General features: G+C 72.1%; 26 protein-coding genes and 1 pseudogene. 16 read left to right on the top strand and 11 right to left on the bottom strand.

Annotated features, from left to right (window positions below; genetic code table 11):
- Positions 1–265 precede the first annotated feature (265 nt).
- On the bottom strand, positions 266–1,438 hold the full coding sequence (locus tag ACIG5E_RS37295) for a permease (protein ID WP_396541400.1): 1,173 nt from the start codon (positions 1,436–1,438) through the stop codon (positions 266–268).
- A 256-nt stretch (positions 1,439–1,694) separates the two neighbouring features.
- Between ACIG5E_RS37295 and ACIG5E_RS37290 the strand changes: the two genes are divergently transcribed.
- The 3 genes from ACIG5E_RS37290 to ACIG5E_RS37280 all read left to right on the top strand — a co-directional run bounded on the left by ACIG5E_RS37290 (position 1,695) and on the right by ACIG5E_RS37280 (position 3,121).
- On the top strand, positions 1,695–2,306 hold the full coding sequence (locus ACIG5E_RS37290; protein ID WP_396541398.1) for a class I SAM-dependent methyltransferase: 612 nt from the start codon (positions 1,695–1,697) through the stop codon (positions 2,304–2,306).
- Positions 2,307–2,413: 107 nt separating this feature from the next.
- Entirely contained in the window at positions 2,414–2,731 is a 318-nt protein-coding gene (locus ACIG5E_RS37285; protein ID WP_396541396.1) for a heavy-metal-associated domain-containing protein, read from the top strand.
- Between the two features lie 108 nt (positions 2,732–2,839).
- Positions 2,840–3,121 (top strand): metal-sensitive transcriptional regulator, encoded by a 282-nt coding sequence (locus ACIG5E_RS37280; RefSeq protein WP_030290512.1) that lies wholly within the window; start codon positions 2,840–2,842, stop codon positions 3,119–3,121.
- Positions 3,122–3,209: 88 nt separating this feature from the next.
- Here the strand turns inward: ACIG5E_RS37280 and ACIG5E_RS37275 are convergent.
- Positions 3,210–3,431 (bottom strand): annotated as a pseudogene (locus tag ACIG5E_RS37275) (MOSC domain-containing protein); the annotation flags it as partial.
- A gap of 56 nt (positions 3,432–3,487) precedes the next feature.
- The gene (locus ACIG5E_RS37270; RefSeq protein ID WP_396541394.1) at positions 3,488–4,090 is read right to left on the bottom strand and encodes a TetR/AcrR family transcriptional regulator; all 603 of its coding nucleotides are present in this window, start codon (positions 4,088–4,090) and stop codon (positions 3,488–3,490) included.
- A 115-nt stretch (positions 4,091–4,205) separates the two neighbouring features.
- On the opposite strand from ACIG5E_RS37270, the gene ACIG5E_RS37265 reads away from it, so the two are divergent.
- Positions 4,206–5,735, top strand: a complete 1,530-nt coding sequence (locus ACIG5E_RS37265) for an FAD-dependent monooxygenase (protein WP_396541392.1) — start codon at positions 4,206–4,208, stop codon at positions 5,733–5,735.
- 36 nt (positions 5,736–5,771) lie between these two features.
- Here ACIG5E_RS37265 and ACIG5E_RS37260 read toward each other — a convergent pair whose 3' ends face one another.
- A complete protein-coding gene (locus ACIG5E_RS37260) occupies positions 5,772–6,230 on the bottom strand; it encodes a DUF4345 domain-containing protein (protein WP_396541390.1) in 459 nt (152 codons plus the stop codon).
- A gap of 116 nt (positions 6,231–6,346) precedes the next feature.
- Here ACIG5E_RS37260 and ACIG5E_RS37255 point away from each other — a divergent pair, with 116 nt between their 5' ends.
- Positions 6,347–6,964: a TetR/AcrR family transcriptional regulator gene (locus ACIG5E_RS37255; RefSeq protein WP_396541388.1), complete on the top strand. Its 618-nt coding sequence runs from the start codon at positions 6,347–6,349 to the stop codon at positions 6,962–6,964.
- A 132-nt stretch (positions 6,965–7,096) separates the two neighbouring features.
- On the top strand, positions 7,097–8,296 hold the full coding sequence (locus ACIG5E_RS37250; protein ID WP_396541386.1) for a cytochrome P450: 1,200 nt from the start codon (positions 7,097–7,099) through the stop codon (positions 8,294–8,296).
- 30 nt (positions 8,297–8,326) lie between these two features.
- Here ACIG5E_RS37250 and ACIG5E_RS37245 read toward each other — a convergent pair whose 3' ends face one another.
- On the bottom strand, positions 8,327–9,538 hold the full coding sequence (locus ACIG5E_RS37245) for a Dyp-type peroxidase (RefSeq protein ID WP_396541384.1): 1,212 nt from the start codon (positions 9,536–9,538) through the stop codon (positions 8,327–8,329).
- Positions 9,539–9,569: 31 nt separating this feature from the next.
- Here ACIG5E_RS37245 and ACIG5E_RS37240 point away from each other — a divergent pair, with 31 nt between their 5' ends.
- Positions 9,570–10,934, top strand: coding sequence for a right-handed parallel beta-helix repeat-containing protein (locus ACIG5E_RS37240; RefSeq protein WP_396541382.1), 1,365 nt, complete (start codon positions 9,570–9,572; stop codon positions 10,932–10,934).
- 117 nt (positions 10,935–11,051) lie between these two features.
- On the opposite strand, the gene ACIG5E_RS37235 is transcribed toward ACIG5E_RS37240, so the two are convergent.
- A complete protein-coding gene (locus tag ACIG5E_RS37235) occupies positions 11,052–11,525 on the bottom strand; it encodes a MarR family winged helix-turn-helix transcriptional regulator (RefSeq protein WP_396541380.1) in 474 nt (157 codons plus the stop codon).
- Positions 11,526–11,681: 156 nt separating this feature from the next.
- Here ACIG5E_RS37235 and ACIG5E_RS37230 point away from each other — a divergent pair, with 156 nt between their 5' ends.
- From ACIG5E_RS37230 to ACIG5E_RS37205, 6 genes are all read left to right on the top strand, one after another.
- Complete coding sequence (locus ACIG5E_RS37230) at positions 11,682–12,878, top strand: MFS transporter (protein WP_396541378.1); 1,197 nt, start codon at positions 11,682–11,684, stop codon at positions 12,876–12,878.
- Positions 12,879–13,172: 294 nt separating this feature from the next.
- Positions 13,173–14,090, top strand: a complete 918-nt coding sequence (locus ACIG5E_RS37225; protein WP_396541376.1) for a polysaccharide lyase — start codon at positions 13,173–13,175, stop codon at positions 14,088–14,090.
- Positions 14,090–14,821: a TSUP family transporter gene (locus ACIG5E_RS37220; protein ID WP_396541373.1), complete on the top strand. Its 732-nt coding sequence runs from the start codon at positions 14,090–14,092 to the stop codon at positions 14,819–14,821. Before ACIG5E_RS37225 ends, ACIG5E_RS37220 begins: the two co-directional genes overlap by 1 nt.
- A gap of 133 nt (positions 14,822–14,954) precedes the next feature.
- The gene (locus tag ACIG5E_RS37215; RefSeq protein ID WP_396541371.1) at positions 14,955–16,157 is read left to right on the top strand and encodes an MFS transporter; all 1,203 of its coding nucleotides are present in this window, start codon (positions 14,955–14,957) and stop codon (positions 16,155–16,157) included.
- Positions 16,158–16,255: 98 nt separating this feature from the next.
- Positions 16,256–16,609 carry an ArsR/SmtB family transcription factor gene (locus tag ACIG5E_RS37210; protein WP_396541369.1) on the top strand — a complete coding sequence of 118 codons (354 nt, stop codon included), beginning with the start codon at positions 16,256–16,258 and terminating at the stop codon, positions 16,607–16,609.
- 110 nt (positions 16,610–16,719) lie between these two features.
- The gene (locus ACIG5E_RS37205) at positions 16,720–18,081 is read left to right on the top strand and encodes an MFS transporter (protein ID WP_396541367.1); all 1,362 of its coding nucleotides are present in this window, start codon (positions 16,720–16,722) and stop codon (positions 18,079–18,081) included.
- 147 nt (positions 18,082–18,228) lie between these two features.
- Here ACIG5E_RS37205 and ACIG5E_RS37200 read toward each other — a convergent pair whose 3' ends face one another.
- Entirely contained in the window at positions 18,229–18,822 is a 594-nt protein-coding gene (locus tag ACIG5E_RS37200) for a TetR family transcriptional regulator (protein WP_396541365.1), read from the bottom strand.
- Positions 18,823–18,945: 123 nt separating this feature from the next.
- On the opposite strand from ACIG5E_RS37200, the gene ACIG5E_RS37195 reads away from it, so the two are divergent.
- Positions 18,946–19,200, top strand: coding sequence for a hypothetical protein (locus ACIG5E_RS37195; RefSeq protein ID WP_396541363.1), 255 nt, complete (start codon positions 18,946–18,948; stop codon positions 19,198–19,200).
- 12 nt (positions 19,201–19,212) lie between these two features.
- Here the strand turns inward: ACIG5E_RS37195 and ACIG5E_RS37190 are convergent, their stop codons facing one another.
- Positions 19,213–19,539, bottom strand: a complete 327-nt coding sequence (locus tag ACIG5E_RS37190; RefSeq protein ID WP_396541361.1) for a hypothetical protein — start codon at positions 19,537–19,539, stop codon at positions 19,213–19,215.
- A gap of 95 nt (positions 19,540–19,634) precedes the next feature.
- Here ACIG5E_RS37190 and ACIG5E_RS37185 point away from each other — a divergent pair, with 95 nt between their 5' ends.
- Complete coding sequence (locus ACIG5E_RS37185) at positions 19,635–19,844, top strand: hypothetical protein (RefSeq protein ID WP_396541359.1); 210 nt, start codon at positions 19,635–19,637, stop codon at positions 19,842–19,844.
- A 284-nt stretch (positions 19,845–20,128) separates the two neighbouring features.
- Here the strand turns inward: ACIG5E_RS37185 and ACIG5E_RS37180 are convergent, their stop codons facing one another.
- From ACIG5E_RS37180 to ACIG5E_RS37170, 3 genes are all read right to left on the bottom strand, one after another.
- The gene (locus ACIG5E_RS37180) at positions 20,129–23,212 is read right to left on the bottom strand and encodes an AAA domain-containing protein (RefSeq protein ID WP_396541357.1); all 3,084 of its coding nucleotides are present in this window, start codon (positions 23,210–23,212) and stop codon (positions 20,129–20,131) included.
- A 186-nt stretch (positions 23,213–23,398) separates the two neighbouring features.
- Positions 23,399–23,806 (bottom strand): hypothetical protein, encoded by a 408-nt coding sequence (locus ACIG5E_RS37175; protein WP_396541355.1) that lies wholly within the window; start codon positions 23,804–23,806, stop codon positions 23,399–23,401.
- An 89-nt stretch (positions 23,807–23,895) separates the two neighbouring features.
- A complete protein-coding gene (locus ACIG5E_RS37170) occupies positions 23,896–25,536 on the bottom strand; it encodes an alpha/beta hydrolase (RefSeq protein WP_396541353.1) in 1,641 nt (546 codons plus the stop codon).
- A 208-nt stretch (positions 25,537–25,744) separates the two neighbouring features.
- Here ACIG5E_RS37170 and ACIG5E_RS37165 point away from each other — a divergent pair, with 208 nt between their 5' ends.
- Entirely contained in the window at positions 25,745–26,509 is a 765-nt protein-coding gene (locus ACIG5E_RS37165; protein ID WP_396541351.1) for a maleylpyruvate isomerase family mycothiol-dependent enzyme, read from the top strand.
- Positions 26,510–26,844: the final 335 nt, after the last annotated feature.

Below are 26,844 nucleotides of genomic sequence, written 5' to 3'. Positions count from 1 at the left end.
GCGCTACGTCGCCCGCGAGGTCTTCTCGCTGCTGCCACGTGTCGGGCTCACACCGCTCCCGGCATGACTGCTTGACAGTCATAGGGGCATCCAGGAAGCGGACTTCACCTACCCCCCGCTGACGTACACCGTCAGCGAGAGCGATCTGCTGCCGCCCGTCTGACCCCACCTGAGCCGGCATTGCGCGAGAAGTCGGCCCGGCCGACTTCTCGCGGTCCTGCGCCACCTGGGCTCGTGAGACGCCGTCCTCTGGCTGGTCTTCCGCTCAGTGGTGGCCGTGGTGCTCGTGGCCCGCGTGTCCGTCCGCTTCCGGGGCGCCGCCCATCATCCGTAGCATCGCGCCGCCGCCGGTGCGGAAGAAGCGGACGGTCAACCCGAGCGCCAGCAGCAGGAAGGCGATGTTGAGCCAGGTGGTGTAGTTCCACTCGACGCCCGCCATCGGGATCTCGGCGTTCCGTTGGTTGGGGACCAACCCCAGCCCGCCGAACGCGAACTCGACCACGTACCCGGCCACCACCATCGCCGCGTAGAACGTCCCCAGCAGGAAGAGGGCCATCCGCGCGCCGTAGTACTTCCGGTAGATGTTGAGGATCGGCAGGATCAGCAGGTCCGCGAAGATGAAGGCGACCACCCCGCCGAAGCTGATCCCGCCCTTCCACAGCACCACCGCCAGCGGCACGTTGCCGATCGAGCAGACGAAGGACGCGATCGCCACCAGCGGCCCGACCAGCGGCCCCCAGAGCTTCCCGGCCAGCGGGTGGTCGGCGAAGAAGAACGCCTGCCAGAACGAATCCGGGACCCACGCCGCGATCGCGCCCGCGATGAGCAGGCCGATCACCAGGTCCTTGAGGATCGCCGCCCATTCCATCACGAACACGTGCGACACCGAGGTGAGCCCGCGCCCGGACAGCAGCCGCCGGACGAAGGAACCCTCCCCCGCCACCGACATGTCCATCGCCGCGTGCCCCTCCATCGACCCCGCCCGCCCGAACTCGGCCTGCTCGCGGGCCTCCTGGAGCAGCCGGTCCCGCAGCAGCAACCGGAACAGCAACGCCAGCAGCAGGATCATCACCGGCCCGCCGACGAACTCCGCCGCCGTGAACTGCCAGCCCAGCAACAGGGCCAGGATCACGCCGAGTTCGACCACCAGGTTCGTCGAGGCGATCTCGAAGGCCATCGCCGCCGTGAAGTCCGCGCCCTTGCGGAACAGCGAGCGCGCAAGCGCGACGGCCGCGTACGAGCAGGAGGAGGACGCCGCGCCGAGCGCGGAGGCGACGGCGAGGGTGCGCGGGCGGTCGTCGCCGAGCAGCCGCACCACCGTGGCCTTGTGGACCACCGCCTGCACGACCGCGGAGAGCAGGAAGCCGAGGATCAGCGCCCAGGTGATCTCCCAGGTCATCGATCCGGCGATGGACAGTGCGTGCAGGATCGCGTGCATGTGGTCGTCCGCCCTCCTCGGTCCCGGTAGGCGAACCGACCATATACCCGTACGGGGTATTCAGGAACCGCGACGCGCCGACACCCGCCGCTGCGCCGACTTCTGCATGTCCGCCGCCAGGGCCACTGGCGGCCACCGGCCGCGGCGCGAACTCACCGCCTCCTACTCTCCCGCCGGGGCGGGCACCGGACACAGAATGAAGTCACCGCCCTCAGTGCCCACTTCGGGCACGCCCGCCCCGACTACCGGAGGAGCCATGCTGCTGCGCACCGGACGCCCGGCCGGCCCGCTGCGGACCGTACCGCGCCCCGCCGCCGCACTCCTTCCCCGCCCCACCGTCGAACCGCTCCCGCACGGCGCCGACCTCCTCGACTACCTGCGCGCCGCCCGTACCACCGGCGGCCCGGTCCTCGACCTGGGCGCCGGCTCCGGCCGCTTCGCCGTCCCCCTCGCCCGCCAGGGCTTCGACGTCGACGCCGTCGACCGCGACCCGGCCCGGCTCGCCCGGCTCAGAACCTGGGCCGGCACCCTGCCCGGCACCCACCCCGGCAGGGTCACCACCATCCGCGCCGAACTCGCCGAGCTCACCCTCCACCGCCGCTACGGCCTGGTCATGATGGCCGGCGGGCTGATCCTCGAACTCCCCGAGCACGTCCGGCCGGTACTGCTGCGCGAGATCGCCGCCCACCTGACCAGGGATGGCGTGCTCGCCCTCGACTGGATCTCCCCGGACGCCCCGGGAGCTGCCCCGGGCGCCACCGCGCCCTGCGACCTGCGCGGCTGCGGACTGCGCACCCTGCGCCGCGACCGCCGACCCCTCGGCGGCGGGCGGTCCAGCACCTTCCTGCTCTGCGGGCGCCGCGACTGAGTGCCGCGGGCTGCTTTTACCCTAGGGGGGTATGGTATGTTCATCACGAAGTAGCCGCCCGGGGCCACTCCGGAAGGCGCCGCACGCACCGACGACAGGAGCACACCATGAGCGAGACCACCGTCACCGTCGAGCCGACCTCCACCGAGGGCTCCTGCTGCGGCTCGTGCGGGACCGGCGCCGCCGAGGCCCCCGCCACCGCCGCCGCCGAGCGCGCCGTCTTCCAGGTGAAGGGCATGACCTGCGGCCACTGCGTCAGCTCGGTCACCACCGAGCTGAAGAAGGTCGCCGGCGTCACCGAGGTCTCGGTCGACCTCACCACCGGCCAGGTCACCGTCGACAGCACCGAGGCGCTGTCCGGCACCGACGTCGCCGCCGCCATCGACGAGGCCGGCTACGACCTGATCGGCCGGCTCGGCGCCTGACCACCCGTCGGCCCGGACTGCGCCCCCCGGACGTTCGGGCCGACTCCCCTCCTACCGCGCCCCGGTACAGTGAGGGAACTCCTCACCGCACAGGAACCGGAGACGGCCATGGCCAGCTACAGCCCCCACAAGGACGACTTCCTCAAGCGGCTCCGCCGCATCGAGGGCCAGATCCGCGGCCTGCAGCGCATGGTCGAGCAGGACACCTACTGCATTGACGTCCTCACCCAGGTCTCCGCCGCCAGCCGCGCCCTCCAGTCCTTCGCGCTGCAACTCCTGGACGAGCACATCGAATGCTGCGTCCGCGACGCCATCGCCGAGGGCGGCCAGGAGGCCAACGCCAAGATCCGCGAGGCCAACCAGGCCATCGCCCGGCTGGTCCGCTCCTGACTCACGGCGTACCGCACGCACGAACTGGCCCTCCGGTCACCACCGGAGGGCCTCCTCCATTTACGGGGTGGGGGTATTAGGCCAGGCGTCAGACCCGGTCGAGCGCCCGGTGCGGCCCCTCCGGCAGCTCCACCGTGGTCGCGTCACCGGGCCGCACCGGCCCGCCCGCCCGCACCACGCCCATGATCCCGGCACGCCGCACCAGCGTGCCGTCCGCGGCCCGCGAGACGACCTGCTTCAGCAGCCCCGCACGGTAGTTGTCGATCTGCACGCACGGGTTGCGCAGGCCGGTGACCTCCACCTCCGCCTCCGCCGTCACGCGCTTCGGGCTCTTCTCGCGGACGTACGTTCGACCGGCACCGGAGCCTAGCCCTTCGAAGGCGCCCTCAGCAGCGGCAGGACGATCTCGTCCAGCACCTCGGCGATGACCTGGTCGGACGGCACCTCGCCCCCGATCATGAAGGCGTCGCGCAGCAGGTCCAGCGGCAGCGACACCACCCGCGGGGTCAGCCGCGCCGGGTCGATCTCGCCCCGCTCGGCGGCCCGGCGCATCATCACGGCCAGGGTCTCCACCGGCCCCTCGGCGGTGAGCCCGGTGCGGAAGACCGAGCGCAGCTCGGGGTCGCGCATCAGGTCGACCAGCAGGCCGTGGACGGCGTCGACGGGCAGGTCGTCGAAGCGGTGCAGCAGACCGCCCAGGAAGACCAGCAGGTCGGTGCGCAGCTCGCCGGTGTCCGGCGGCTCCTGGTAGTCGGGGGCATTGCGGCCGAGGGCGGCCATCACCAGTTCGACCCGGTTCGGCCAGCGGCGGTACAGCACCGGCTTGCTGGTGCGGGCCCGGGCGGCGACGCCGTCCATGGTGAGCCGGCCGTAGCCGTGCTCGGCGAGTTCGGCCCAGACGGCGTCGAGGATCGCCCCTTCCAGTTCGTCCCCGCGCCGCCGCGGGAAGCCCGCTCTTCCGCTCGTCACCGGTTTCCGCACCCAGCTCTCGTAGATACGTTGCGTTTCTTATGGGGGCCAGCCTACAGTCGAAGACAGGAAACGCGCCGTATCTTACGGCCGATCTGACCTGGGGGAGTTCAGCATGTCCAACGCACCCGTGACCGACGTTCTGGTGGTCGGAGCCGGCCCGGTGGGCCTCGCGCTCGCCATCGGACTGGCCCGCGCCGGCGTCGACTGCCGGATCATCGAGCGGGAGCCGGAGTTCCGCACCGCCGGCGTCCGCGGCAAGGGCGTCAACCCGCGCACCCTGGAGGTCTTCGACGACCTCGGCGTGGTCGAGCAGATCCTCGACCGCGGGGTGCTCAACCTCAAGCTCCGCGTCTACGAGGGCGACCGACTGCTCCAGGAGGTCGACCCCGCGGTCGGCAATCCCACCACCCCCGACCGCCCGTACGCCGGCATGGTGCTGCTCGCCCAGCACCAGACCGAGGCCGTGCTGCGCGACCGGCTCGCCGAGCACGGCGTCAAGGTCGAGACCGACACCGAGCTGGCCGGCTACACCCAGGACGCGGACGGCGTGCTCGCCACCCTCCGGCAGGGCGGCCGCACCGTCGAGCTGCGCGCCCGCTACCTGGTCGGCTGCGACGGCGGCCGCAGCAGCGTCCGCAAGCTGGCCGGCATCCCCTTCCTCGGCGAGACCTGGGAGGAGGAGCGCTTCATCATGGCCTCGATGGACCTGGACGGCCTGGACCCGGACCACATGCACATCTGGAACCACCCCAGGTTCGGCGCCGGCGCCATGACCATCGTCCCGATGCGTCAGGACGACAAGTGGGCCGTGCACGCCGCCGTCGAACCGGACGAGCACGGCGAGCTGCCCGCGCCCACCCTGGACACCTTCCGCCGGCTCTTCGCGGAGCGGGCCGGCCTGCCCGGGGTCCGGCTGCACGAGCCGATCTGGTCCACCGTCTGGCGCCCCACCGTCCGGCTGGTCGAGCGCTACCGGGACGGCCGGGTCCTGCTCGCCGGGGACGCCGCGCACTGCCAGTCCGCGGCGGGCGGCCAGGGCATGAACACCGGTATCCAGGACGCCCACAACCTCGCCTGGAAGCTGGCCGCCCTGCTGCGCGGCGCGCCCGCGGCGCTGCTCGACAGCTACCAGGACGAGCGGATGCCGATCGCCCGGGCGAGCCTGGCCGCCACCTCCGCCCACCACAAGGCGGCGTTCAGCGGCGACGGCGCCGACGTGCTCACCGACCAGTTCCGCACCATGGCCGCCCAGGGCACCGACCTCACCGGGCTCTCCCTCGACCACCGCGGCGGGCCGCTCGGCCGCGACCTGGACGAGGCCACCGGCATCCGGGCCGGCGACCGGGCCCCGGACGCGCCGTGCACCACCGCGGACGGCACGCCCACCCGGCTGTTCGACCTGTTCCGCGGCCCGCACTTCACCCTGCTGGCCTTCGGCGACCACCCGGCCCTCGCCGAGCTCACCGACCTCCCCGGCGTGCGGACGGCCGCCGTCCGCGACCCCGACGGCCACGCCGCCCGCGGGTACGGGCTGCGCGGCGACGCCGTGGTGCTGGTCCGGCCGGACGGGTACGTCTCGCTCACCGGGGCCACCGCCGACCGGGCCGTGCTCGCCGAGCACCTGCGCGCCTACGGGCTCTGAGCACCCGCGCACAACCGGCCAGGCGTCCCGGGCCCCTCAGGCCCGGGACGCCCGCCCGTCCGAACGCCCCGCTGCCCGCCCGACCGACCTCTCCGCCGCCCGCCCGCCCGAACGCCCCGCCGCCCGCTCGTCCGCGTCGGCGAGCCAGAAGTACACCAGCGGGAGCCCGAGTTCGATCCCCATCAGCACCAGCTGGAACCAGTGCGGCCGCCCGTCCACCGCGATCGCCAGCACCCGGCCGAGCCCGCCCAGCAGGAACACCGCCGTCAGCCCGCGCACCGCCCACGCGGGCACCGGCGTCTGCCGGACGGCCCAGATCCAGGCGGCGCCGTACCCGGCGAAGATCGCGCCCATGAAGCGGCCGAAGCTGTCGACCGTCGGCCCGGGGTCCGCGATCCCGGGGAACGCGGCGCTCCCGCCGAGCAGGTGGAGGAAGCCGATCGCCACGCAGGCGACCCCCATCGTCCACGCGAGTACCCGCAGTGCCTTCGCCATGACCGACCACTCCGCTCATCGTCCGATTAACCGTCAGGTGCCGAGCAACGGCCCCTGGTTGACGCGTGTCTACCAAGCTAGCCACTGGTAGACACGTGTCAAGTAGCCTGTCCGGCATGCCAGTCAACGAACGCCGCCGACGCCTCTCCCCCGACGAGCGCCGCGCCCAGCTGCTCTCCGTCGGCGCCCGCGCCTTCGCCGCCCGGCCGTACGAGGAGGTGCTGATGGAGGAGGTCGCCGAGCAGGCCGGGGTCTCCCGCGCCCTGCTCTACCGGCACTTCGCGAGCAAGCACGAGCTGTTCGCGGCGGTCCACCGGCAAGCCTCGGACGACCTGCTGGCCAGGACCAGGTTCGACCCGGCGGACAGCCTGGTCGAGCAGTTGGTCGAGGGCATGGACGCCCACCTCGACTACTTCATCGCCAACCGGCACACCGTGCTGGCCGCCAACCGCGTCCTCGCCGGGGATCCGGTGATCCAGACCATCATCACCGAGGAACTGGACGCCCTGCGCGGCCGGCTGCTCACCGTGCTCCCGCTCGCGGACGAGGACGCGCGGCTCGCCGTGTCCCAAGTGCTGCGCAGCTGGCTGGTGTTCGTCCGGGTGCTGGTCGTGGACTGGCTGACCGAGCCCAGCTGCACCCGCACCGAGCTGCGCGACACCTGCATCGGCGCCGTGCTGGGCGCGCTACGGCCGCTGCTGCCGGTCGACCCGGCGCCCGAGTGGGGGCGTTGAGCCACCGGACGGAGCGTTCGGGGGCGTAGCATCGGCGGAAGCGGGAAAAACGCCTGAAAGAGTCCAATTCCCTCAGAAAATATGACAGTTGGATGCCCGTGCCCCGCAGCGCCGTCGACCCCGAAGGGTTCCATGTCCACCGCCGCACCCGACACCCGCGCCCCGCTCCCCCCGCTCCACCGACTCCCCGTCACCCCCGCCCAGCCGCCGCACCCGACCACCCTCCCGGACGGCACCGCGGCCTGGCTCGTCACCCGCTACCACGACGTCCGGCAGGTCCTCGGCGACCCCCGCCTCACCCGGACCGACCTGCACGAGGTCGGCACCGCGGGCAGCACCGCCGACGTCGCCGCCAACCCGGCCTCACTGTTCAACCAGGACGGCCCCGCCCACCGTCGGCTGCGCGGCACCGTCCAGAAGGCCTTCACCCCGCGGGCGATCGCCGGCTGGCAGCCCTGGGTCGCGGCCGCCGTCCAGCAGGCCGTGGACGCGCTGGTCGCCGCCGGGCCGCCCGCCGACCTGGTCACCGCCTTCACCCGGCCGGTGCCCTTCGCCGTCACCACCCGGCTGATGGGGCTCGACGGCGACGGCCCCGACCGCCTGGACGAGCGGCGGCTGCGGCGCTGGACCCTCGCCCTGCTGGCCCAGGGCGACGAACCGGCCGCGGACCATGGCGAGGCGATGGCCGAATTCACGGCATTCACCGAGGAGTTGATCGAACGCCGGCGCCGCGCGCCCGGGCCGGACCTGGTCAGCCGACTGGTCCGGGCCGCCGACCAGGACGGCGGCGTCCCCGCGGACGCCCTCGCCTTCCTCGTCCTCGGGCTCACCGCCAGTGGCAACGAGAGCGTCACCGGCGCGCTCGGCAACGCCCTGGCCTACCTGCTCGGCGAACGCCCCGAGCACTGGGCCCGCCTCGCCGACCCCGGCGTCACCGAGCACACCGCCGAACGCCTGCTGCACTTCATCCCGCTGGGCGACGACGAGGCCACCGTCCGCCGCGCCACCGCCGCGGTCGAGGTCGGCGGCGTCAGCATCCCGGCCGGCGCCGTCGTCGCCGCGAGCCTCGGCAGCGCCAACCGCGACCCCGCCGTCCACCCGGCCGGACTCGACGCCGACCTCGCCCGCCCGCTCGACGCCCCCACCCTCGCCTTCAGCGCCGGCCCGCACTACTGCATCGGCGCCTGGCGGGTCCGCCTCGAAATGCGCGAGGCCCTCCACCGCCTGGCCACCACCCTGCCCGGCCTGCGCCTGACCCTCCCGCTCGACCGGCTCGACTGGCAGCTGGGCAGCACCACCCGCAGCCCGGCCGCACTCCCGGTCAGCTGGTGAGCCCCCGGCCCGCCGCCCCAGCTGCCCGCGTCACGCCCACAGCGCCTCGCCGAGCACCCCGCCCTCCCGCGCTCCCGGCAGCACGTACACCACCGCCGAGGCCGTGTGCACCAGGAACGGGTTGAGCGCGTCCTTGGCCGCCAGCCGGTTCTGCACCCGGGTGAACTGCTCCGGGTCCCGCATGAAGGCGCAGAACAGCAGGCCCCGGTCGTCGGGGGCGTCGTCGTAGCTGTAGCCCCGCCGCAGCATCCGGGCGCCGGAGTCGAGCCGGGGGCTGGTGAGGCGGACATGGGCGGTGTTGGGGATGACGTACGAGCCGTCCGGGTTCTTGGCGTAGATGTCCGGGTCGTCGTGCTCGGCCATGCCGGTCAGCGGGGTGCCGTCGGTGAGCCGGCGCCCCATGGCCAGGTTGCGGCGGTCCTCGGGCAGGGCGGCGAAGGCCGCGGTGTCCATCCGGATCCGGCGGTAGACCAGGACGGTGCCGTGCTCGTACGGGCCCGGCGGGCCCCAGACCCACTGCTTCGCCTCCGTGGCCTCCGGGTTGGCGGTGCCGTCCTTGAAGCCGAAGAGGTTGCGCGGGGTGGTGCCCGCCGGTGTGCGCGGCAGGAAGCCGGGCTGGGTCCACCGCACGGTCCCGCCCGCCGATCGGACGGCGGCGCCGAGGAGTTCGGCGACCACGGTCAGCGGCCAGCGGTCGGCGGCGCACAGCTGCACCAGCAAGTCCCCACCCCCGCGCGCCTGGTCGAGCCGGTCACCCGGGAAGGCCGGGAGGTCCGCCAGGGCTGCCGGAACGTTCAACCCGAGCCGGGCGGCAAGCCCCGGCCCGACCCCGACCAGGCTGCTCAACTGCGCCGGTTCCCCGCCCTGCAGGCGCGGGTCGGCCGAGGTCCCGCCCGCCGCCTCGGCGAGCACCCTGGTCAACTCCCCCAGCAGGGACCGCAATGCGGCCCGCCCGTCCGAGGTGGCGGCGGGCGCCAGGTCGAGGGCCAGCAGCAGCGTGGCCGGCTGCTGCGGAGCCGTCACTCCCGCCTGCCGTTCGCCGTGGAACGCCGCCGCGGGCGCGGACGGTGGCGGCGGCGAGGCCGCGGGCCGCCCGCGCCCCAGCGCCACGACCCCCGCGCCGACCCCGGCACCGACCCCGGCAGCCAGCACCGCACCGCCGCCCGCGATCAGTGCCCTCCGGTCCACACCGCTCCTGACGGCCCCCGGCTGTTCCTGCGCCTTTCCGGTTTCGGCATGCATGACCGACATTGGAGACGATAGAACACCCCGTATGCAACTTTTGACCGTCCGTCAACTCGACCGCGAAGCACCCGGCCGCCGCCGCAGGACTCCGGCCCGCAGCCTCCCCGCCCTGCTGGCCGCCGCCACCCTCGCCCTGACCGGGTGCTCCTCCGCCGCCGGTCCCTCCTCCGACGCCCACCACCCGGACGGCACGGTCGTCCGCGTCCCGCAGGACTTCCCGTCCGTCCAGAAGGCCGTGGACGTCGCCCGCGAGGGCGACACCGTGCTGGTCTCCCCCGGGACGTACCGGGAGAGCGTGCGGATCACCAAGCCCCGGATCGTGCTGCGCGGCACCGACCGCAACACCGTGGTCCTGGACGGCGGTGTCCGACTGGTCAACGGCGTCACCGTCACCGGCCCCGGCTCGGTAGTGGAGAACCTCACCGTGCACGGCTACCTCGCCAATGCCGTGCTGTTCACCGGCGTCACCGACGAGAAGCTCCAGCAGCGAGGCGCCGGCGGCTCCGCCTACAACCCGCTGGACACCACCCGCTTCCCCGCCGTCCAGGGCTTCCGGGCGAGCAGGGTCACCGCCTACGACAACGGGCTGTACGGCATCTACGCCTTCGACGCCCGGGCCGGGATCATCGAGGACTCCTACGCCTCCGGCGGCGCCGACTCCGGCATCTACGTCGGCCAGTGCAAGCCCTGCGACACCCTGGTGCGCGGCAACACCGTCGAGCGCAACGCGGTCGGCATCGAGATCACCAACGCCTCGGACAACCTCTACTTCCTCGGCAACCGGGTGATCGGCAACCGGGTCGGCGTCACCGTCAACTCCAACGACCTGGAGGCCCTCGCCCCCCAGCACGGCGCCGTGATCGCCGGGAACGCCATCACCGACAACAACGCCTCCGACACCCCCGAACAGGCCGACGGCGGCTTCGGCATCGGCATCGGGATCGGCGGCGGCACCGCGAACCGGGTCGAGCGCAACCTGGTCAAGGGCAACCGCTCGGCAGGCGTGATCATCACCGACCCGCCCGGCCACCCGGCCAGTGCCAACCGGATCCAGGGCAACCACACCGAGGGCAACGGCGCCGACCTCGTCCTCGCCTCCGCCGACCAGGGCAACTGCTTCAGCGGCAACCGGCCCGCCACCCAGAGCCCCGACAACCTGGAAGGCCTGGCCTCCTGCGACGCCCAGAGCCGCAGCCCGCTCACCGCCGGCCGCGCGGCCCCGGTCCAGGCCCCGCCCGGGGTCCCGTTCAACCAGGTGCCGGCCCCGCCCGCCCAGCCGTCCCTGCCCGACCCCGGCGCCCCCGGCCGTCCGGCCACCGACCTGCCCGGCCCGGTCGACCCGGACACCTACCCGATCCCGGCGACCGCCGACGCCGTACCCGCCGGACACTGAGGCGCCTCCGCGACGCACCCCCGAACGGGCGGGTCACCGCACGTCGAGCGCTGCGGGCCCGCCCGACTCGCACCGCCGGCCCGGCGCACGCCGCTCAGGCACGCCACTGCACGCCGCTCAGGCACGCCGGAGCGGCGCGGGCGGGTTCACCGCCTCCACCGCCGTGACCAGCGGGGCCAGTTCGGGGTTCCGGGCGGCCTCGGCGAGGGCCTCGCGCAGAGCGGCGTCGTTGGTCGGCCGGGCTGCCTCCAGGAGCCTCAGGCCGTCCTCGCTGACATCGGTGTAGATGCCGCGGCGGTCGGTCGGGCACAGGTAGCGGGAGAGCAGGCCGCGGTCCTCCAGCCGGGAGACCAGCCGGGTGGTGGCGCTCTGGCTGAGCACGACCGCGTCGGCCACCTGCTTCATCTGGAGGTGGCCGCCCTCACCGTCGTGCTGGCGGCTGAGCACGTCGAGCAGCGAGTACTCGCGCACGCTCAGTTCGTGCTTCGACTGCAGGGCTCGCTCGATGTGCGCCTCGATCCTGCCGTACAGGACGTAGAGGGCGGCCCATCCGTTGGCGAGGGCGGTCAGCGCGGGGTCCGTGGCGGTCATCAGCCCGGTCTCCTTCCAGGTACGAGCAGGACTCCAGGATAGGCCTCGCCAGCCAGCAAAGATGCCGAGGATGAATGCCCGCCCTTGCCCCTATGCCGCGCATGCAACTATTGTCGAGGCACGTAAGGCGCATTAGCAACGCACGGAGGTCGCGCCATGCCCCTCGCACTTCTCGCCCTGGCCATCGGGGCCTTCGGGATCGGGACCACCGAGTTCGTGATCATGGGCCTGCTGCCCCAGATCGCGGGCGACTACGGCGTGTCCGTCCCCACCGCCGGCCTGCTGGTCACCGGCTACGCGCTCGGCGTGGTGATCGGCGCCCCGCTGATGACCGCGCTGGGCACCCGGATCAGCCGCAAGACGACGCTCATGCTGCTGATGGCCCTGTTCACGGTCGGCAACCTGCTCTCCGCCGTCGCCCCCAGCTTCCCGCTGATGCTCGCCGGGCGGATCGTGACCTCGCTGGCCCACGGCGCGTTCTTCGGCATCGGCTCGGTCGTCGCCGCCGAACTCGTCGCCCCGCAGAAGAAGGCCGGCGCCATCGCCACCATGTTCACCGGACTGACCGTCGCCAACATCGTCGGCGTCCCGCTGGGCACCTTCATCGGCCAGGCCGTCGGCTGGCGCACCACCTTCACCGCCGTCGCCGCCCTGGGCCTGGCCGGCCTGCTCGGCATCGCCAGACTCGTCCCCGCCCTGCCCCGCCCCGACGGCGCCCACCTGCGCCGCGAACTGACCGCCTTCCGCAACCCCCAGGTCCTGCTCGCCATGGCGATGACCGTCCTGGGCTTCGGCGGGGTCTTCGCCGCCATCACCTACATCGCCCCGATGATGACCCACGTCGCCGGCTACTCCGACGGCGCCGTCACCTGGCTGCTCGTCCTGTTCGGCGTCGGGATGTTCCTCGGCAACCTGCTCGGCGGCAAGCTCGCCGACCGCCACCTGATGCCGATGCTCTACACCACCCTCGGCGGCCTCGCCCTCGTCCTGGCCCTGTTCACCCTCACCGCCCACAACAGGATCACCGCCGCCGCCACCATCCTGCTCGTCGGCGCCCTCGGCTTCGCCGCCGTCCCGCCCCTGCAGAAGCGCGTCCTCGACCACGCCCACGGCGCCCCCACCCTCGCCTCGGCCGTCAACATCGGCGCCTTCAACCTCGGCAACGCCCTCGCGGCCTGGCTCGGTGGCATCGTCATCACCGCCGGCCTCGGCTACACCGCCCCCAACTGGGTCGGCGCCCTCCTCGCCGCGGCCGCCCTCGTCCTCGCCTTCTGGTCCGCCGCCCTCGAACGCCGCGAAGACACCCGGACGACCGATGAGGTCTCCGCACCGCGGGTCCCCGCCCACCACTGACAGTGAGGATGTTCACCGAGCAGGACATGACCACCATCGCCGCGACCGACCGCGGCCCGCGCACCGGCCCGCACCCGGACCAGTTCAACTGACCGCCAGTCGACCGGGCGGCCGTTCCGGGCATCCCCCGGCTGCCCTGGGCTGACACCGTGGAGAACGGCTGTGGCCGGGTGGGCGGTTCACGTTCTCCGTGAACCGCCCACCCGACCACAGTCCTTTCCCGGTCCTTTGCCCGAGCACAACTCGGCCTTGCGGCATGATCGGTACGGATCGACCGCCGACCGAGGAGACGTGATGAACCGCCCCGCGCGCACCGCCGCCCTGGCCGCGCTGGCCCTGCTCGCCACCGCCGGCTGCTCGACCACCCCCGCCCAGGCCCGGGCTCACCCGACCACCGCCCCGGCCACCGGCCCCGGATCCGCAGCGCCGGTGACGCCCGTAGCGGGCGGAGCGGCCGCCTGGACCGGCCGGTTCAAGGACTACGGCACCCCGCAGTGGCGCCGGGCCTGGGGCGTGGCCGACCAAGGCGCCTGGGGCGCGGCCGACTTCAGCGCCGTCGCGGACCCGGCCGCCCCCGGCGGCGGCCCGGCGCTGCGGGTGACGTACGGAGCGGGCTCCTCCGCCAACTCCTGCACCGACTGCCCCAACCCGGGCGGCGGACAGTTCTACACCGACCTGAACACCCTCGGCCTGTCCGCCCTCGCCCAGGGCCCCACCCTGGACCTCAGGTACTCCGTCCGGTTCCCCACCGGCCGCGACTGGGGCAAGGCCGGCAAGCTGCCCGGCCTGTACGGCGGGAAGATCGGCGAGGAGTCCGGCGGCAACCACGGCGCCGGCTGGTCCAGCCGCTTCATGTGGCGGGCCGCCAAGGGGAGCCCCGACAACGGCGAGGTCTACCTCTACACCCCGAGCAACTCCGGCCCCACCGGTTACGGCGTCGACGAGGGCCTGGGCGACTGGCACTTCCAGGCCGACGACCGCTGGCACACCGTCGAGCAGCTGGTGAACCGCAGCACCGGCGACATCAGCGTCTGGTACGACGGCCGCCAGGTGCACGCCGCCAAGGGCACCGCCTCGGGCATCGGCTCGATCCCCTTCGGCGGGGTGCTGTTCTCCACCTTCTACGGCGGCCACGACACCAGTTGGGGCCCGGCGAGCACCCAGCAGGCGTACTTCGCCGACTTCTCGCTCTCCACCGGCGTCCAGCACTGATGGGCGGCGGCTGGGCCGGCGAGCTGGTGCTGGGCCTGGTGGTCCTGCTCGGCGGCACCGTCCAGTGGCTGGCCGGGATCGGCTTCGCCCTGGTCGCGGCACCCGTCCTGGTGCTGCTGCTCGGTCCGCACGGCGGGGTGACGCTGGCGAACCTCGCCTCGCTGGCGATCAGCGCGGTCGGGCTGGCCGGGAGTTGGCGGCGGGTCCGGCCCGGGGCGATGCTGCCGCTGATGGCCGCGGCCGCCTGCACGGTGCCCGCCGGGGCCTGGGTGGCGGCGACGGTGCCGACGTCGAGACTGCTGGTCGGCATCGGTGTACTGGTCACCGCGGCCGCCCTGCTGGTGATCCGCGGGGTGCGGGCCGCCGCGCTGCGCGGGGTCGGCGGCGCGGTGGTCGCGGGGGCCACCAGCGGGCTGATGAACTCCGCGGCCGGGGTGGGCGGTCCGGCGGTCTCGCTGTACGCGGTGAACTCCGGTTGGACGGCTCAGGAGTTCGTGCCGAACGCCCAGTTGTACGGTGTGGTGGTGAACGCCTTCTCGCTGGCGACCAAGGGCCTGCCCGAACTGACCGCGCCCGCCTGGGGGTTGGTGACCGCGGCGCTGGCGGGCGGGGCGGTGGCCGGCCGGCTGCTGGCCGCCCGGATGCCGGAGCGGCGAGCACGAACGGTGGTGCTGGGGTTGGCCCTCGCGGGCGGACTGAGCACCTTCGTCAAGGGGGTTTCCGGACTCTGAGACTTCCGGCTGGGAATGCTCTGTGAAGGGGCGGCCAAATCTGTAGCGGTCATGCCATACTGCGTCGGTGACCTCAGCCAGCCTAGCGACACCCCCGCACCGCACCAGGCCCCAACTGGGCCGGAAATTCGCCATGCTGTGGTCGGCTTCGTCGATCTCAGCCGTCGGCGACGGCATGCGGGACTCGTCGCTGCCACTGCTCGCACTGGCCATCTCTGACTCCCCGTCGTCGGTGTCCGTGGTGGCGGTGGCCGGATCACTGCCCTGGCTGCTGATGGCCCTGTTCGGCGGGGTCATCGCCGACCGCTTCGACCGCCGCCGGCTGATGTGGACGATCGACTTCGGCCGCGCCGCCATCGTGCTGGGCTTCGCCGCCTGCGTCTTCGCCGGCACCCCGCCGCTCGCCCTGCTCGCCGCCCTGGCCTTCGTCCTGGGCTGCGGTGAGACGGTGTTCGTCAACGCCGCCACCTCGGCCATCCCGGACGTGGTCCGCTCCGACCAGCTGGACGTCGCCAACGGCCGCCTCCAGGGCGGCCTGCTGATCGGCCGGATGATCGGGCCGATGGTCGGCACCACGCTGTTCGCCATCGCCGCCGGCTACCCGTTCACGGTGGACGGCGCGTCCTTCGCGGTGGCCGCCGCCCTGGTCGCCGTGACCGGCCGCTCCGGCGCCCCCCGGGCGAAGTCCGACCGCCGGATCATGGCCGAGGTCCGCGAGGGCGTCCGCTGGCTGTACCGGCACAAGCAGCTGCGCCTGGTGGCCTCGCTCTCCGCCCTGGCGGGCGGCGCCTCCGTGCTCGGCATCACCATGATGGCGCTGCTGGTCACCCGGACCCTGGACGAACCCACCTGGGCGTACGGCGCCGTCCTCGCCACCGGCGTGGCCGGCGGCACCGCGGCCAGCATGCTGGCCGGCCGGATCAGCGAGCGGATGGGCCGTCGGGCCCGGATCACCCTCTCCTTCGTCCTGATGGGCTCGGCGCTGCTGCTGATGGGCCTGAGCCCCTCGGTGTTCGTGGTGGCGCCGCTGTTCGCCCTCGGCAACTTCGGGGTGGTGACCTGGAACGTCCAGGCGATCTCGCTGCGCCAGCAGACCGTGCCGAAGGAACTGCTCGGCCGGGTCAACAGCTGCTACCTGATGCTGACCCGGATCGGGATGCTGATCGGCGCCGGCCTCAGCGGCTGGATCGGCTCCACCGTCAGCGTCCGCACCCCGATCGTCATCTCCGGCGCCCTGATCCTCGCCGCGCTGTTCGTGATCCCGCGGCTGGGCAACCTGGAGCCCGCCCCGGCGCCGGCCGCCGAGGAGCAGCCGGTCGAGCAGTCGGCGAGCTGACCGACCTGCCGCCGGCGGCCCTCGCCGTCGCGGGCTGTCGCGGGTCGTCGCAAGCCGTCGTCATGAACGCACCTGCGCACGGGCCCTACGATGGCGGAATGAGCTCCGGCGCCGATCTGGCAGATGCACACCGCTCGCAGCAGCGGGCCGAGGCGCGGCTGGACGTGGCCGCGTCCGTGCTCGCCCTGCTGGCCGACCGCACCCGACTGGCACTGCTGGAGCGGCTCGGCCGGGGCGAGGCGGACGTGACCACGCTGACCGAGGCTGCCGGCGCCGCCCGGCCGTCGGTCAGCCAGCACCTGGCCAAGCTGCGCCTCGCCGGGCTGGTCACCACCCGCAAGGACGGCCGACGGGTGGTCTACTCGCTGCGGCACGGGCACCTGCGCCGGCTCGTCGACGAGGCGCTGAACGTCGCCGACCACCAGATCGCCCACCTGCCGCCGCACGACTGAGCCCGGCCGACCCTCCCCCGGAACCGTTCGATCCGACCAATAGGTGCACACGTACGCACGCATTGCCTATGATGAATCCGTACCCCACATCGCCGCCCCGGGACGGGTCCATGCTGACCGTGCTGCGCAACCGCACCTACCGCCACCTGTTCACCGCCCAGCTCGTGGCCCTGATCGGCACCGGCCTGGCCACCGTGGCGCTCTCGCTGCTGGCGTACTCGATCGCCGGGAGCAACGCCTCGGCCGTGCTCGGCACCGCCCTGGCCATCAAGATGGTCGCGTACGTGACCATCGCGCCGATCGCCGGAGCCCTCGCCGGGCGAATACCCCGGCGCACCCTGATGGTCGGCATGGACCTCACCCGGGCAGCCGTCGCCCTCGCCCTGCCGTTCGTCGACCAGGTGTGGCAGATCTACGTCCTGATCTTCCTGCTCCAGGCCGCCTCCGCCGCCTTCACCCCGACCTTCCAGGCCACCATCCCGGACGTGCTGCCCGCCGAACGCGACTACACCCAGGCGCTGTCGATGTCCCGGCTGGCCTACGACTTCGAATCGCTGTTCAGCCCGGCCCTCGCCGCGCTGCTGCTGTCGGTGGTCTCCTACAGCTGGCTGTTCGCCGGGACGACGGCCGGCTTCCTCGCCTCCGCCGCCCTGGTCGTCTCCGCCGTCCTGCCCAAGCCCCGACCGGTCGAACGCGGCGGCGGCCTCTACCGCAAGGCCGCCTTCGGCACCCGGCTGTTCCGGGCCACCCCGCGGCTGCGGGCCCTGCTCGCCCTGGACCTCGCCGTCGCGGCCGCGGGCGCGATCGTCTTCGTGGACACCGTCAACGTGGTCCGCGACCACTTCCACCGCCCGGCCGGAGCCGTCTCCCTGGCCCTCGGCGCGTACGGCGTCGGCTCGATGCTCGCCGCGGTGCTGCTGCCCCGGCTGCTGGCCCGGGTCAGCGACCGGTCCGTCATGCTGCCCGCCGCCTTCGCCCTGCCCTGCGTGCTCGCCGCCGTCACCGCGATCACCGCCGCCCCGGCTGGCACCGGCAGCTGGTTCGCCCTGCTCACCGCCTGGGCGCTGGTCGGCGCCGCCAGCTCCGCCGTCCTCACCCCCGGCGGCCGGGTCATCCGCCGCTCCGCCGCCGACCCCGACCTGCCCGCCGCCTTCGCCGCCCAGTTCTCCCTCTCGCACGGCTGCTGGCTGCTCACCTACCCGCTGGCCGGCTGGCTCGCGGCCGGCGCCGGCCTCCCGGCCACCGCCGTCGTCCTGGGCGCGGTCGCCCTCGCCGCCACCGTGACCGCCACCACCCTGTGGCCCGCCCGCGACCCGGACGCCCTCAGCCACCTCCACACCGACCTGCCCGTCGGTCACCCCCACCTCGCCGACGCCCACCCCACCGGCGGCGGCGCCTGGCAGCACGGCCACCACTACGTCATCGACCAGAACCACCCCACCTGGCCCCGCCACCGCCCGGCCCTCGGCTGAACCGCCCCGGCTTCCCGGCGCCCGGGACTTGGGGTGCCGTCCACGCCGGTGCGGTTCATGCGCCTGGCGGACGACCCGCTCAGGCGGCGGGCTTCGTCAGGCGGCCGGCTTCGTCAGACGGCGGGCTTCGTCAGCCGGCGGGCTTCGTCAGCCGGCGGGCTTCGTCAGACGGCGGACCAGGGTGACGACGGCCTCCCGGTCCGTCGCCGGGTCCGTCGCACCGGAGAGGAGCAGGCGGACCATCTGCGGCAGCGTGAACCAGGCGTTCACCAGGCCGATCATCGCGAACATCAGCCGGGCTGGATCCACCTCGTCGGCCAGCTCCCCGGCTCGCTGCGCGGCCGAGAGGGAGGCGACCTTCTCGCCGTAATGCGCGGTGCGTTCGGGCTCGGCCGCCAACTCCTCGGACGCCGTGCCACGTTGCAGACCCTCCCAGGCCAACAGGCGGGAAAAGTGCGGGTTGGCCGAGTGGTAGTCGAAGACGCGTCCGGCGTAATCGCCGAGATCCCGCCCCGGTGCCAGGACGAGCGGAACCGCTTCTGCCAGCTTGCCCAGTTCGGACGTCAGCACGGCGGAGAAGAGCTGCTCCTTGTTGCCGAAGTACTGATAGATCCGCTCCTTGTTGATGCCCGCCCGGGTGGCCACCCGGGCGATCCGGGCACCGTCCGGGCCGAACTCGGCGAACTCCTCGACCGCGGCATCGAGGAGGAGCTGCTGCGTGCGTGCGGTGTCCCAGGCCATGGCGCAACCATAGCGCGAATCTCCAACCAAACAGTTGGACATCCGGGTGCACGTCTGCCAGGATCTCCAACCGAAGGGTTGGAGATTTAAGCTCCAGCTGCCCGCCAAGGGGGAGGACACGTCATGACCACCGACAGCGCCACCGCACCGGCACCCGCCGCACCGTCCGTGCACCGCCGGGCCCTGCTCACCTGGCTCGCCGTCTACCCGACCATCACCGCCGCCTTCGTCCTGCTCGGCCCCTATCTGGGGCACCTGCCGCTGGCGGTGCGGACCCTGGTGATGACCGGCCTCGTCGTCCCGGTCGTCGTCTACGGGCTGATGCCCCTGCTGCTCAAGGCCGAGACGAAGCTCGCCCGCCGCCGCGGTCGCCGGTAGGGCCTGCCTGGCCTAACCCCGGGTCACCTGGATGCTGTGCTCGGCCAGCGCCGCGACCAGCCGCTCCGGTTCGTCCGGGGTGATCACCGGCTTGACCCGCGCCCCGAGGTCGAGAACGAAGGCGACACTCTTGTCCACCCGCCCCGGGTCGAGGTTGAAGTAGTGCACGAAGTCCCCGGACCCCCAGATCCGCCACCGCCCGCCGAGCCTGCTCAGCGGCACCTGCCGCAGCCCGCGGATCCGCTCGTACGGGATCCGCTTGGCGGAGGCCAGCGGGAAGTAGTACCGGCGAATCACGAGCTCACGCGCGGTGCACGTCACCAGACCGTCGTTGTACATGCGGGCCAGGCTAACCACGGGCCGCACCCCGCGCCCTACCATCGGGGGCCCGTCCAGGCAGGTCCGCCCGTACGCCGCATTGGGGGGACTACCTGGTGATACGCATTCCGCCGGCCGAGGACATGCACATGGTCCGGCGCGCCCTGGTGGCGCTGCTGGACCTGGACGACGACCTCGGCGTGGTCGCCGAGACCGATCGCGGCGACCAGGCGGTGCCGAAGGCCCTGGAGACCGGGCCCGACCGCCGCTTCGCCGACGAGACCGCGGTCAACGGCCTGGTCCTGCAGTTCATCCACGTCCTGTAGCAGCACCACGATCACCCACCGGGTCGAGATCACCGGCCGGGCCGCCCCCAACTCGCCCGCGCGTCGGCCTGGCGATCACCGCCGGCATCCCGGCCACCGTCGCGCGATCCGGTCAGCCGCCGGCCCGCAGGTTCACCCGTGCCATCCCGTCCCCTCTCCGCTTCTCCCCGACGACGTCCTGTCCGCAATACCGCGATACCGATCTGAAATCGTGTCAGCTTCCAGTGAGGTGCCACAAGTCGCCCCGGCAGGACGGGAACGCCCAGTTGCTCAAGTCTTGTCCCTCACGGCAGCCAGCGGGCCGCCTGCTCCCGGGTGATCGACACGGCGTCGACGTGCCAGAGCTTGTTCAGCCCATCCCACTGGGCCTTGAGGAGCGATTTGGCCTCGTCCTTCTCCCCGAAAGGGACCATGAGGTAGAGCCGTCCGTTGACGGTGTCCCCCGGCCTGATCCTCGCCGTACCGGTCGCTCCGGGCTGAGTGGGCTCGGACGAAGCCGGCCTCGCGCTGTTGGCGCTTCCTCCGGCAGCCCGCGGGTTCCACGCAGCCCGCTCCTTGCGGGCCTGGTCCATGACCCGGCTGACGCGTTCGCAGGACGCGGGGTCGGTGAAGCGCATCATCAGATCGGTCGGCCCGCTGCTCGCGAGCAGGTTGAGGGAGCCGTGCCAGAGCACGGTGCTGTCGAGAATGAGGACCTTCTCGTGCATCCGCTCACGGAAGTCCACCTGGCAGCCGACCGCCTTGAGGACGTCGATCTGCTTCTGCTGACGGGCTGCTCTGGTCGCTTCCCGCTGCTCCTCGGGTGATCGAGTGTGGACGACGACCCGCACGCCCTCGGCCACTCGAGCACCGAGCAGTGCCGACCACCGGCGCACCGGCTGCGGGTCGAGGAAGGCGCAGTAGACCTCGATGCTGGTCCGGGCCCGGGTGATGTCCCACTCGACGGCCTTCTGCACCTCGTCGGCCGGGAAGAAGGCCGGGCGGGCCAGTTCCTCCTCGGACAGGACCGAGAGCTGCGCCGCGTCGCGTGTCGGGATCAGCTGGTCGGCCGAGATCACCTGAGCATGGCACTCCAGGTGGTCGAGCATGGCCCGTGCCTCGCTGTGCACGCTGAGGTGCTTCCGTAGATGCTCGACGTCGGCGACGACGATGAGGTGGTCCTGGGCCCGGCTGAGCGCGACGTTCAGCAGGCGGCAGGTCTGCGAGGAAAGTCCGGTTCCGGCGTAGAAGATGCCCGGGTCCTTTCCGGCACCCACGGCCGTATCGAAGACGACGATCGGGCGCTGGCTGCCCTGGAACCGGTGGATGGTGTCGACGAGACCTTCGTAGTCCTCTCCGAACCTGTACTTCAGGCTTCCCTTCAGCGCCTTGACCTGTGCACGGTAGGGCGCGATGACGGCCAGTCGGTCGGTCGCCCGCGCCCCCGCTCCGATCTCGGCGCTCCCCCACTTGCGGCCCGGGAGCACTCCCTCGTACTGGAGGCCGCGGACCAGCTCGTGGACGACGGCCTCGTTCACGGTGTTGGTCCGATAGTCAGGCCCCGGGATGCGCTGCTTGGAGGTGTCGATGAGGATCACGGGCACGTCGACCAGCGGGTTGGACGGGATCCGGCTGCTGTCGGCGCGACCGGTGGCGAGCGGCGCGTCGGGGTAGGCAACCGCGTTGACGAGTCGGCAGATCGGCTCGCGCATGCGGTACTGGGTGTCCAGCGCCACCAGGCGCGGGTCCTCGCGAACCGAGCCGCGCTCGCTCACCAGGCCGGCCGCGTGGAAGGCGTCGCGGGCAGCCCAGTGCCGCGCATGCGTGCGCTCGTCCTCCGTGGCCTTCCTGTCGCTGTCCCCCTTGGTGACGGCGGGCAGCTGCCGGAAGTCGCCCGCCACGACGATCCGTTTCCCCGCCAGGCCCGCTGCCAGCCATGCCGATGGCAGGTTCACCATGCCCGCCTCGTCCACCACCACGACGTCCACCCGGTCGAGCAACTTGCGCGACTGGACCGCTTTGGCCACCGTGGCCCCCATGACCCGGCACCGGGACCGCACGGTCTGCTGGATACGGGCGAGCTGCCGGTCGAACTCCTGGATGCGCTCCTGCGAGGCGCCGACCTCATGGACGAGCGTCGCGTACGCCGGAAGACCGACGAGTCGGGGGCGGAGGCCCTCAAGACTTCCACTGATCGTGCTGATCCGGGCAGCCAGTTCCTCCGCCTGCTTCCGGGCGGCCGCTGCGACGTACTGAGCAGTGAAGGCGGCCTCGGTGGCCCGGGCGAGTTCCTCCCGCAGTGCCGCGAGCTGCTTCTCCTTCCGCCCGGCGAAGAGGCCCTTCGGTTCGCCCACCTCATTGATGGCCAGCCGCAGCCGGGCCACCTCGGCCTCCGCTCGCAGAGCGTCCCGTTCCACGACCCCGGCCGAGTCGAGCGCGCTCCGGTGGGCCTTCCGGTCCTCGGCCAGGAGCCGCTCCAGCTCCCCGGCTTCGTCGTAAAGGGCGACACCGGCACGGGCCCGCTGCAGGGCCTCCCGCGCTGCCCGTACCGCCTCGTCCAGCTGCGCCGAGACCCGGCCCGCGATCCGGGCGGGGTCGACGAAGTCTCCGTACCGCTCGCGCAACGACGGCAGTTCGATCTCCCCGGCCCGCTGGACAAGACCCTCGGCGAAGCCCGTCTCGGCGTTCAGGAGGTCGCAGATCCGTTCCAGGGCCTGGTCGACGGCCACCTTGGTCGGCGCCAGGAACAGGACGTTGTGTCCCTGGCGGACGTTGCCCTCCACGATGTGGCCGACGACATCGGTCTTCCCCGTTCCCGGCGGCCCCCAGAGGAACAGCGCCTCGCTCGCCAAGGCCTGGGCGACGGCGGTCCGCTGGCGCGGGTTGAGCTTCAGCCCGTGCCAGTCGGCCACCCACCGCTCTGGGTCCGCCGCCCGGCCCACCGCCGGTGTCCCCTGTCCGACGATCCACCCGGCGCTCTCGACCCGGATGCCCCCGTCGTCCGAGCCCGCCGCCTCCAGGCGTTCCGCGAGCACCACCAGGCCCGCCGAATCGTCCTTCCGCACCTGCACGTTGCGCGCCCCCGTCGGCAGGCCCTCGGCCAGCACGAGCCTGACCTTCCCGTCCGGCATCGGGGACGCTTCGCCGGGGATCCAGGCGCCGCGCGCCTGGGACGGGCGCACCAGGACGGGACTGCCGTCGAAGGACGCCGGCCACCGGCGGCAGCCGAAGAGGTACTCGTAGCGCCCCTCTGCCGCGGAGACCTGCCGCCCGCCGGACAGCGCCGCCTTCTCCGCGTCCTTGGCGTCGTCACGCCGCTCCGCCCGGATCTCCGCCCGCACGGCGGCCAGGAGTTCGGGAACCGGGTACGGCTGCTCGGCCTGCGTCATCGATGTGCGCTCCCCCGTCGTGCGTGCACAGTGTTCTATCCACTGTACGGAGTGCGACCGACACCGCGGGATGGATTCCGCCAAGCGACCTCCGCCGACGGGGCGAAGCCCGACCGGCGGCACAGCCCTCAGCCTGCTTGGTGCGGCCCTTCGCGCGGCGTGAGCGAAGAGCCGGGCGAACGTCGCTCACTGCGGGGGTTTGGTGCCGCTGGGCCACACGCAGGGGGAGGAGAAGCCGATCACGAGTGTCCCGTACGAGCTGCCGATGCCGTCGATGGAGCCGGTGAACTCGTTGGTCGGGTTCGTGAAGTGGAAGGATGTTCGCAGGGCTCCGGAGTCGTCTCGCTGAAAGCCCATGGACTCGATCCGGGTCCGGAGGTGTTCGACGTATTCGGCCTGGCGGTCCGCCGGGATGCCGGAGAGCCGCTTCTCGGTGACCTCGACGACCCGGCCGTCGTACTCCGAAGGGGCATCGTTCTTGAAGCAGTTGGTGCCGTTCTCCCGCTCGCTGGCCGTGGTGACCGGTTGGGGCAGGTCGGCGAGGGCCTGCCCCACGTAGTCCGCGGTCTGCTGCTTCGCCTGCGCCTGCGTCATGGTCGGGGCACCGTCGGAGTCCTTGCTGCATGCTGCGACCGTCAACGGCAGCCCGGCGGCCACCGCTACCGCGATCGTCCGGTGTCGTCTCACTGGCCGACCCCGTTGCCCGCGATCACGGCGCCGAACGCCTTGACGGATACGCTGCCCGGCAGCCAGTAGTGCGAGTGGTCGGTGCTGCCGGCCGGGAGGTGTCGGGCTCCGAAGTCGTTGTCCACGGGGTCCAGTCCGAAGGCCAGGCCGGTGCTCGCCACGTGTTTGATCATCGTGTCCTCGCTGCCCCTGGCTACGTAGACGTGGGACGGGTCGATGTTCAGATCCTTTGCATGGTCGACGCCGACGCCGGGGCTGCCGACCAGGATCACGTCGTCCACGGGCAGTTTGTGATCGCGCATGGTGAAGCCGACGGCGACGGTTCCGTAGCTGTGACCCATGAGGGTGTTGTGCGAGGGGTTGCCCTCGTGGGTCGCGCGCAGGGCGGTCTGGAAGCGGGCCAGGTCCTTCTCCGCATTCTCGGCGTACGAGTCCGACGCCGCTTCGGGGTAGAGGTTCTGGGGCGCGTCGTAGCCGACCCAGGCGATGGCGGCCGTTGTCTTGGGGCTGCCGGGGTCCGACTCCTTCGCGGCCCTCACCATCTCGTCCGCCTTGTCCACGTCGCCGATGGCTGTGGCGAACTTGGAGTGGGTGCCGGGGACGAAGGTCACGACGTTGTCGGAGGTGTCGGGGTTGTTGACGGAAATGATCGCCCGGCCCTTGCCCTTGGTGTCGAAGCCCAGGAGGAAGGCCGGTTCGCCGCGCCTCTTGAGCTTGTCGCCGCTCAGCCGGCTTTCGATGTCGGCGATCGAGGCGAGCTTCTCCTTCAGGTCGTTCTGCTTGCGTTGCCATTCGTCGTAGTCGGGGTTCTCCACGGGCCCGCCGTTGGTCTCGGCGACGCTCAGGTACTTCTTCGGCTCGGGGCCGAGGCCGTCGAGTTGGCTCTGGAGGTCCTGCTTGACACGCTTCATGTTGATGCGGTTGGCCTGGTCGCGGGCGGTGGCGGGGACGCCGTCGAGGTTGCCGACCTGGTCGGGGTGGTCGTTGATGAACTTCTGCCGCTCGGAGTCGGTGAGGCCATTCCACCACTGCTTGACGCTGTTCGGGTCAGTGCCGGGGGCGGGTACCTGCTCGCGTCCTGTCTCGGCGGCTTGGTCCTTCGCCACCGTGGCGGCGTCCAGGCCGGTGCCGTTGCTCGCGTTGGTCGCGAAGTGGTTCAGGCGTGCGCTGATCTCCTGGTCCGCCTGGGCGGCCTCGTTGAGCGCGGCGGTGATGCGATTGCTGATGGCGATCGCCGTCGTCTCGGCACCGGCGCCCGCGTAGGTCGGGGACGCCGGATCCTTGTCCCACGTGATGCCGCCGTCCGGGGCCACAGTGAGCTTCGCATCCTTGGCATCGTCGAGGACGTAGACCAAGTGCGCCTGCGCCAGGGCGAATTGCTCGGCTGCCTTGGCGAGCGCCTTGCCGACGAAGTCGAGTTCACTGTGCGCGGACTGGAGCTCGGTGCCCAGGAAACGGATCCGGGCTTGGGCGTGGTCGGAAGCGGTGCCGCTCCACTGCGAGTTGGCCAGCCGGTCGACGACGTCGTGCTGCCAGGACTCGATGTGCCGGCCGAAAGCCGAACAGAGCTCGTCGAAGGCGTTCTTCGCAATGGTGATGTCGTTGATGTCGGCGTCGTAGAGCGTCTTGATGTCCATCGCTTACTCGGCCGCCTTCGCACGTTCGGCCGGGTTGACCTTGAACTCCAAGGCCGCATCAGGATCTGTCACGTTCCATGCTGATCCGCCGCGCCACCATCCGCTACCGATGGGATAGCCGCCCCACCACACGCCGCCTCAAGTGATCCATTTGCCGGTCAGTCTTAATCGAGTGCGAACGTCCCAGTCCCGGTGATACAAGTTCTGCGTGACTGAACATCTCCACTTCTCCACCCTGCTGCGGATGATTGACGAGCGGTCCGCCGCGTTCCGCGCCGCCGTCGCCGAGGCCCCCAGCCTCGACGCCGACGTCCCGTCCTGCCCGGGCTGGACGCTGTACGACCTCGCGAACCACCTTAGCGAGGGTGACCGCTTCTGGGCCTACATCGTGCTGAACACCGCGCCGGGCGACGAGCGGCCGAGCAAGGACGGGCTGGCGGCGCCCAGGGAGCGCGAGGCCCTCATAACCTGGCTGGCCGACTCAACGGAGCAGCTGCTCACTGCTCTGCGCGAGGCCGGCCCGGACCGGGGCTGCTGGGCCTGGTGGGAGCCGCTGGCCTCGCCGCACACGGTGGCCGCCGTGGCCCGCCGCCGCGTCCCGGAGTCGCTGATCCACACCTACGACGCCCAGTTGGCCTCCGGTACCCCGCAGGAGCTGCCGACGACCGAGGCGGTCGACGCCATCGAGGAGTTCCTCGCCACCGTCTGCACCGTCACGGTCCCGTGGCCGGGCGAGCCCGCCACCATGGACTACCACGCAGCCGAGGCTGGCTCCTGGCGCCAGACGGTAAACGCCGCCGGTTCCCGCTTCACCCGCCTCACCGCGGCGGAGGCCGCCGAGAGCAAGCCCACCGCCGCCATCTACGGTACTGCGAGCGAGATGGCCCTGCTCATGTACATGCGCATCCCGGCCGACTCGCTGCGGATGGAGGGCGGCGCCGACCTGCTCCAGCGGCTGCAGAACTGGGGCTAAGTGGTCGCGCTCGCAATTCCTTCGGGGGTTGACGCCGGAGCCGGACCTGTGTGTCGGGTCGTTAGATACGGTCGGCGGCAAGGTGGAGGTGGCACGCGCAGTCGAGGGCGTCCTCGGGGTGCCGCCGAAGCTGCCGGTGGGCAGGAGGGAGTCCTCGGGTCGGTGCTGCCGTAGTACAGGGCGAAGCCCCAGTTGCTGGCGGATCCGCCGTGATGGCGTCCCGTGGAGTGGTGTAGCAAGGATCTTGGAGTAACCCCTGGTCATGGGGCAGCCATCGCGCAACTCTCTGAGTAGAACGGCGAGTTCACTCGGGAGGTACGCGATGGCCTTATCCC

Source organism: Kitasatospora sp. NPDC053057 (assembly GCF_044546945.1).
In the GTDB taxonomy this organism is placed as follows: Bacteria; Actinomycetota; Actinomycetes; order Streptomycetales; family Streptomycetaceae; genus Kitasatospora.
This window is presented reverse-complemented; position numbering and strand designations above follow the sequence as displayed.

Bases quoted from the DNA above. Each gene is read 5' to 3' on its own strand.
- ACIG5E_RS37295 (WP_396541400.1), bottom strand. From the start codon at position 1,438: ATGCACGCGATCCTGCACGCACTGTCCATCGCCGGATCGATGACCTGG.
- ACIG5E_RS37290 (WP_396541398.1), top strand. From the start codon at position 1,695: ATGCTGCTGCGCACCGGACGCCCGGCCGGCCCGCTGCGGACCGTACCG.
- ACIG5E_RS37285 (WP_396541396.1), top strand. From the start codon at position 2,414: ATGAGCGAGACCACCGTCACCGTCGAGCCGACCTCCACCGAGGGCTCC.
- ACIG5E_RS37280 (WP_030290512.1), top strand. From the start codon at position 2,840: ATGGCCAGCTACAGCCCCCACAAGGACGACTTCCTCAAGCGGCTCCGC.
- ACIG5E_RS37265 (WP_396541392.1), top strand. From the start codon at position 4,206: ATGTCCAACGCACCCGTGACCGACGTTCTGGTGGTCGGAGCCGGCCCG.
- ACIG5E_RS37260 (WP_396541390.1), bottom strand. From the start codon at position 6,230: ATGGCGAAGGCACTGCGGGTACTCGCGTGGACGATGGGGGTCGCCTGC.
- ACIG5E_RS37255 (WP_396541388.1), top strand. From the start codon at position 6,347: ATGCCAGTCAACGAACGCCGCCGACGCCTCTCCCCCGACGAGCGCCGC.
- ACIG5E_RS37250 (WP_396541386.1), top strand. From the start codon at position 7,097: ATGTCCACCGCCGCACCCGACACCCGCGCCCCGCTCCCCCCGCTCCAC.
- ACIG5E_RS37245 (WP_396541384.1), bottom strand. From the start codon at position 9,538: ATGCATGCCGAAACCGGAAAGGCGCAGGAACAGCCGGGGGCCGTCAGG.
- ACIG5E_RS37240 (WP_396541382.1), top strand. From the start codon at position 9,570: ATGCAACTTTTGACCGTCCGTCAACTCGACCGCGAAGCACCCGGCCGC.
- ACIG5E_RS37235 (WP_396541380.1), bottom strand. From the start codon at position 11,525: ATGACCGCCACGGACCCCGCGCTGACCGCCCTCGCCAACGGATGGGCC.
- ACIG5E_RS37230 (WP_396541378.1), top strand. From the start codon at position 11,682: ATGCCCCTCGCACTTCTCGCCCTGGCCATCGGGGCCTTCGGGATCGGG.
- ACIG5E_RS37225 (WP_396541376.1), top strand. From the start codon at position 13,173: ATGAACCGCCCCGCGCGCACCGCCGCCCTGGCCGCGCTGGCCCTGCTC.
- ACIG5E_RS37220 (WP_396541373.1), top strand. From the start codon at position 14,090: ATGGGCGGCGGCTGGGCCGGCGAGCTGGTGCTGGGCCTGGTGGTCCTG.
- ACIG5E_RS37215 (WP_396541371.1), top strand. From the start codon at position 14,955: ATGCTGTGGTCGGCTTCGTCGATCTCAGCCGTCGGCGACGGCATGCGG.
- ACIG5E_RS37210 (WP_396541369.1), top strand. From the start codon at position 16,256: ATGAGCTCCGGCGCCGATCTGGCAGATGCACACCGCTCGCAGCAGCGG.
- ACIG5E_RS37205 (WP_396541367.1), top strand. From the start codon at position 16,720: ATGCTGACCGTGCTGCGCAACCGCACCTACCGCCACCTGTTCACCGCC.
- ACIG5E_RS37200 (WP_396541365.1), bottom strand. From the start codon at position 18,822: ATGGCCTGGGACACCGCACGCACGCAGCAGCTCCTCCTCGATGCCGCG.
- ACIG5E_RS37195 (WP_396541363.1), top strand. From the start codon at position 18,946: ATGACCACCGACAGCGCCACCGCACCGGCACCCGCCGCACCGTCCGTG.
- ACIG5E_RS37190 (WP_396541361.1), bottom strand. From the start codon at position 19,539: ATGTACAACGACGGTCTGGTGACGTGCACCGCGCGTGAGCTCGTGATT.
- ACIG5E_RS37180 (WP_396541357.1), bottom strand. From the start codon at position 23,212: ATGACGCAGGCCGAGCAGCCGTACCCGGTTCCCGAACTCCTGGCCGCC.
- ACIG5E_RS37175 (WP_396541355.1), bottom strand. From the start codon at position 23,806: ATGACGCAGGCGCAGGCGAAGCAGCAGACCGCGGACTACGTGGGGCAG.
- ACIG5E_RS37170 (WP_396541353.1), bottom strand. From the start codon at position 25,536: ATGGACATCAAGACGCTCTACGACGCCGACATCAACGACATCACCATT.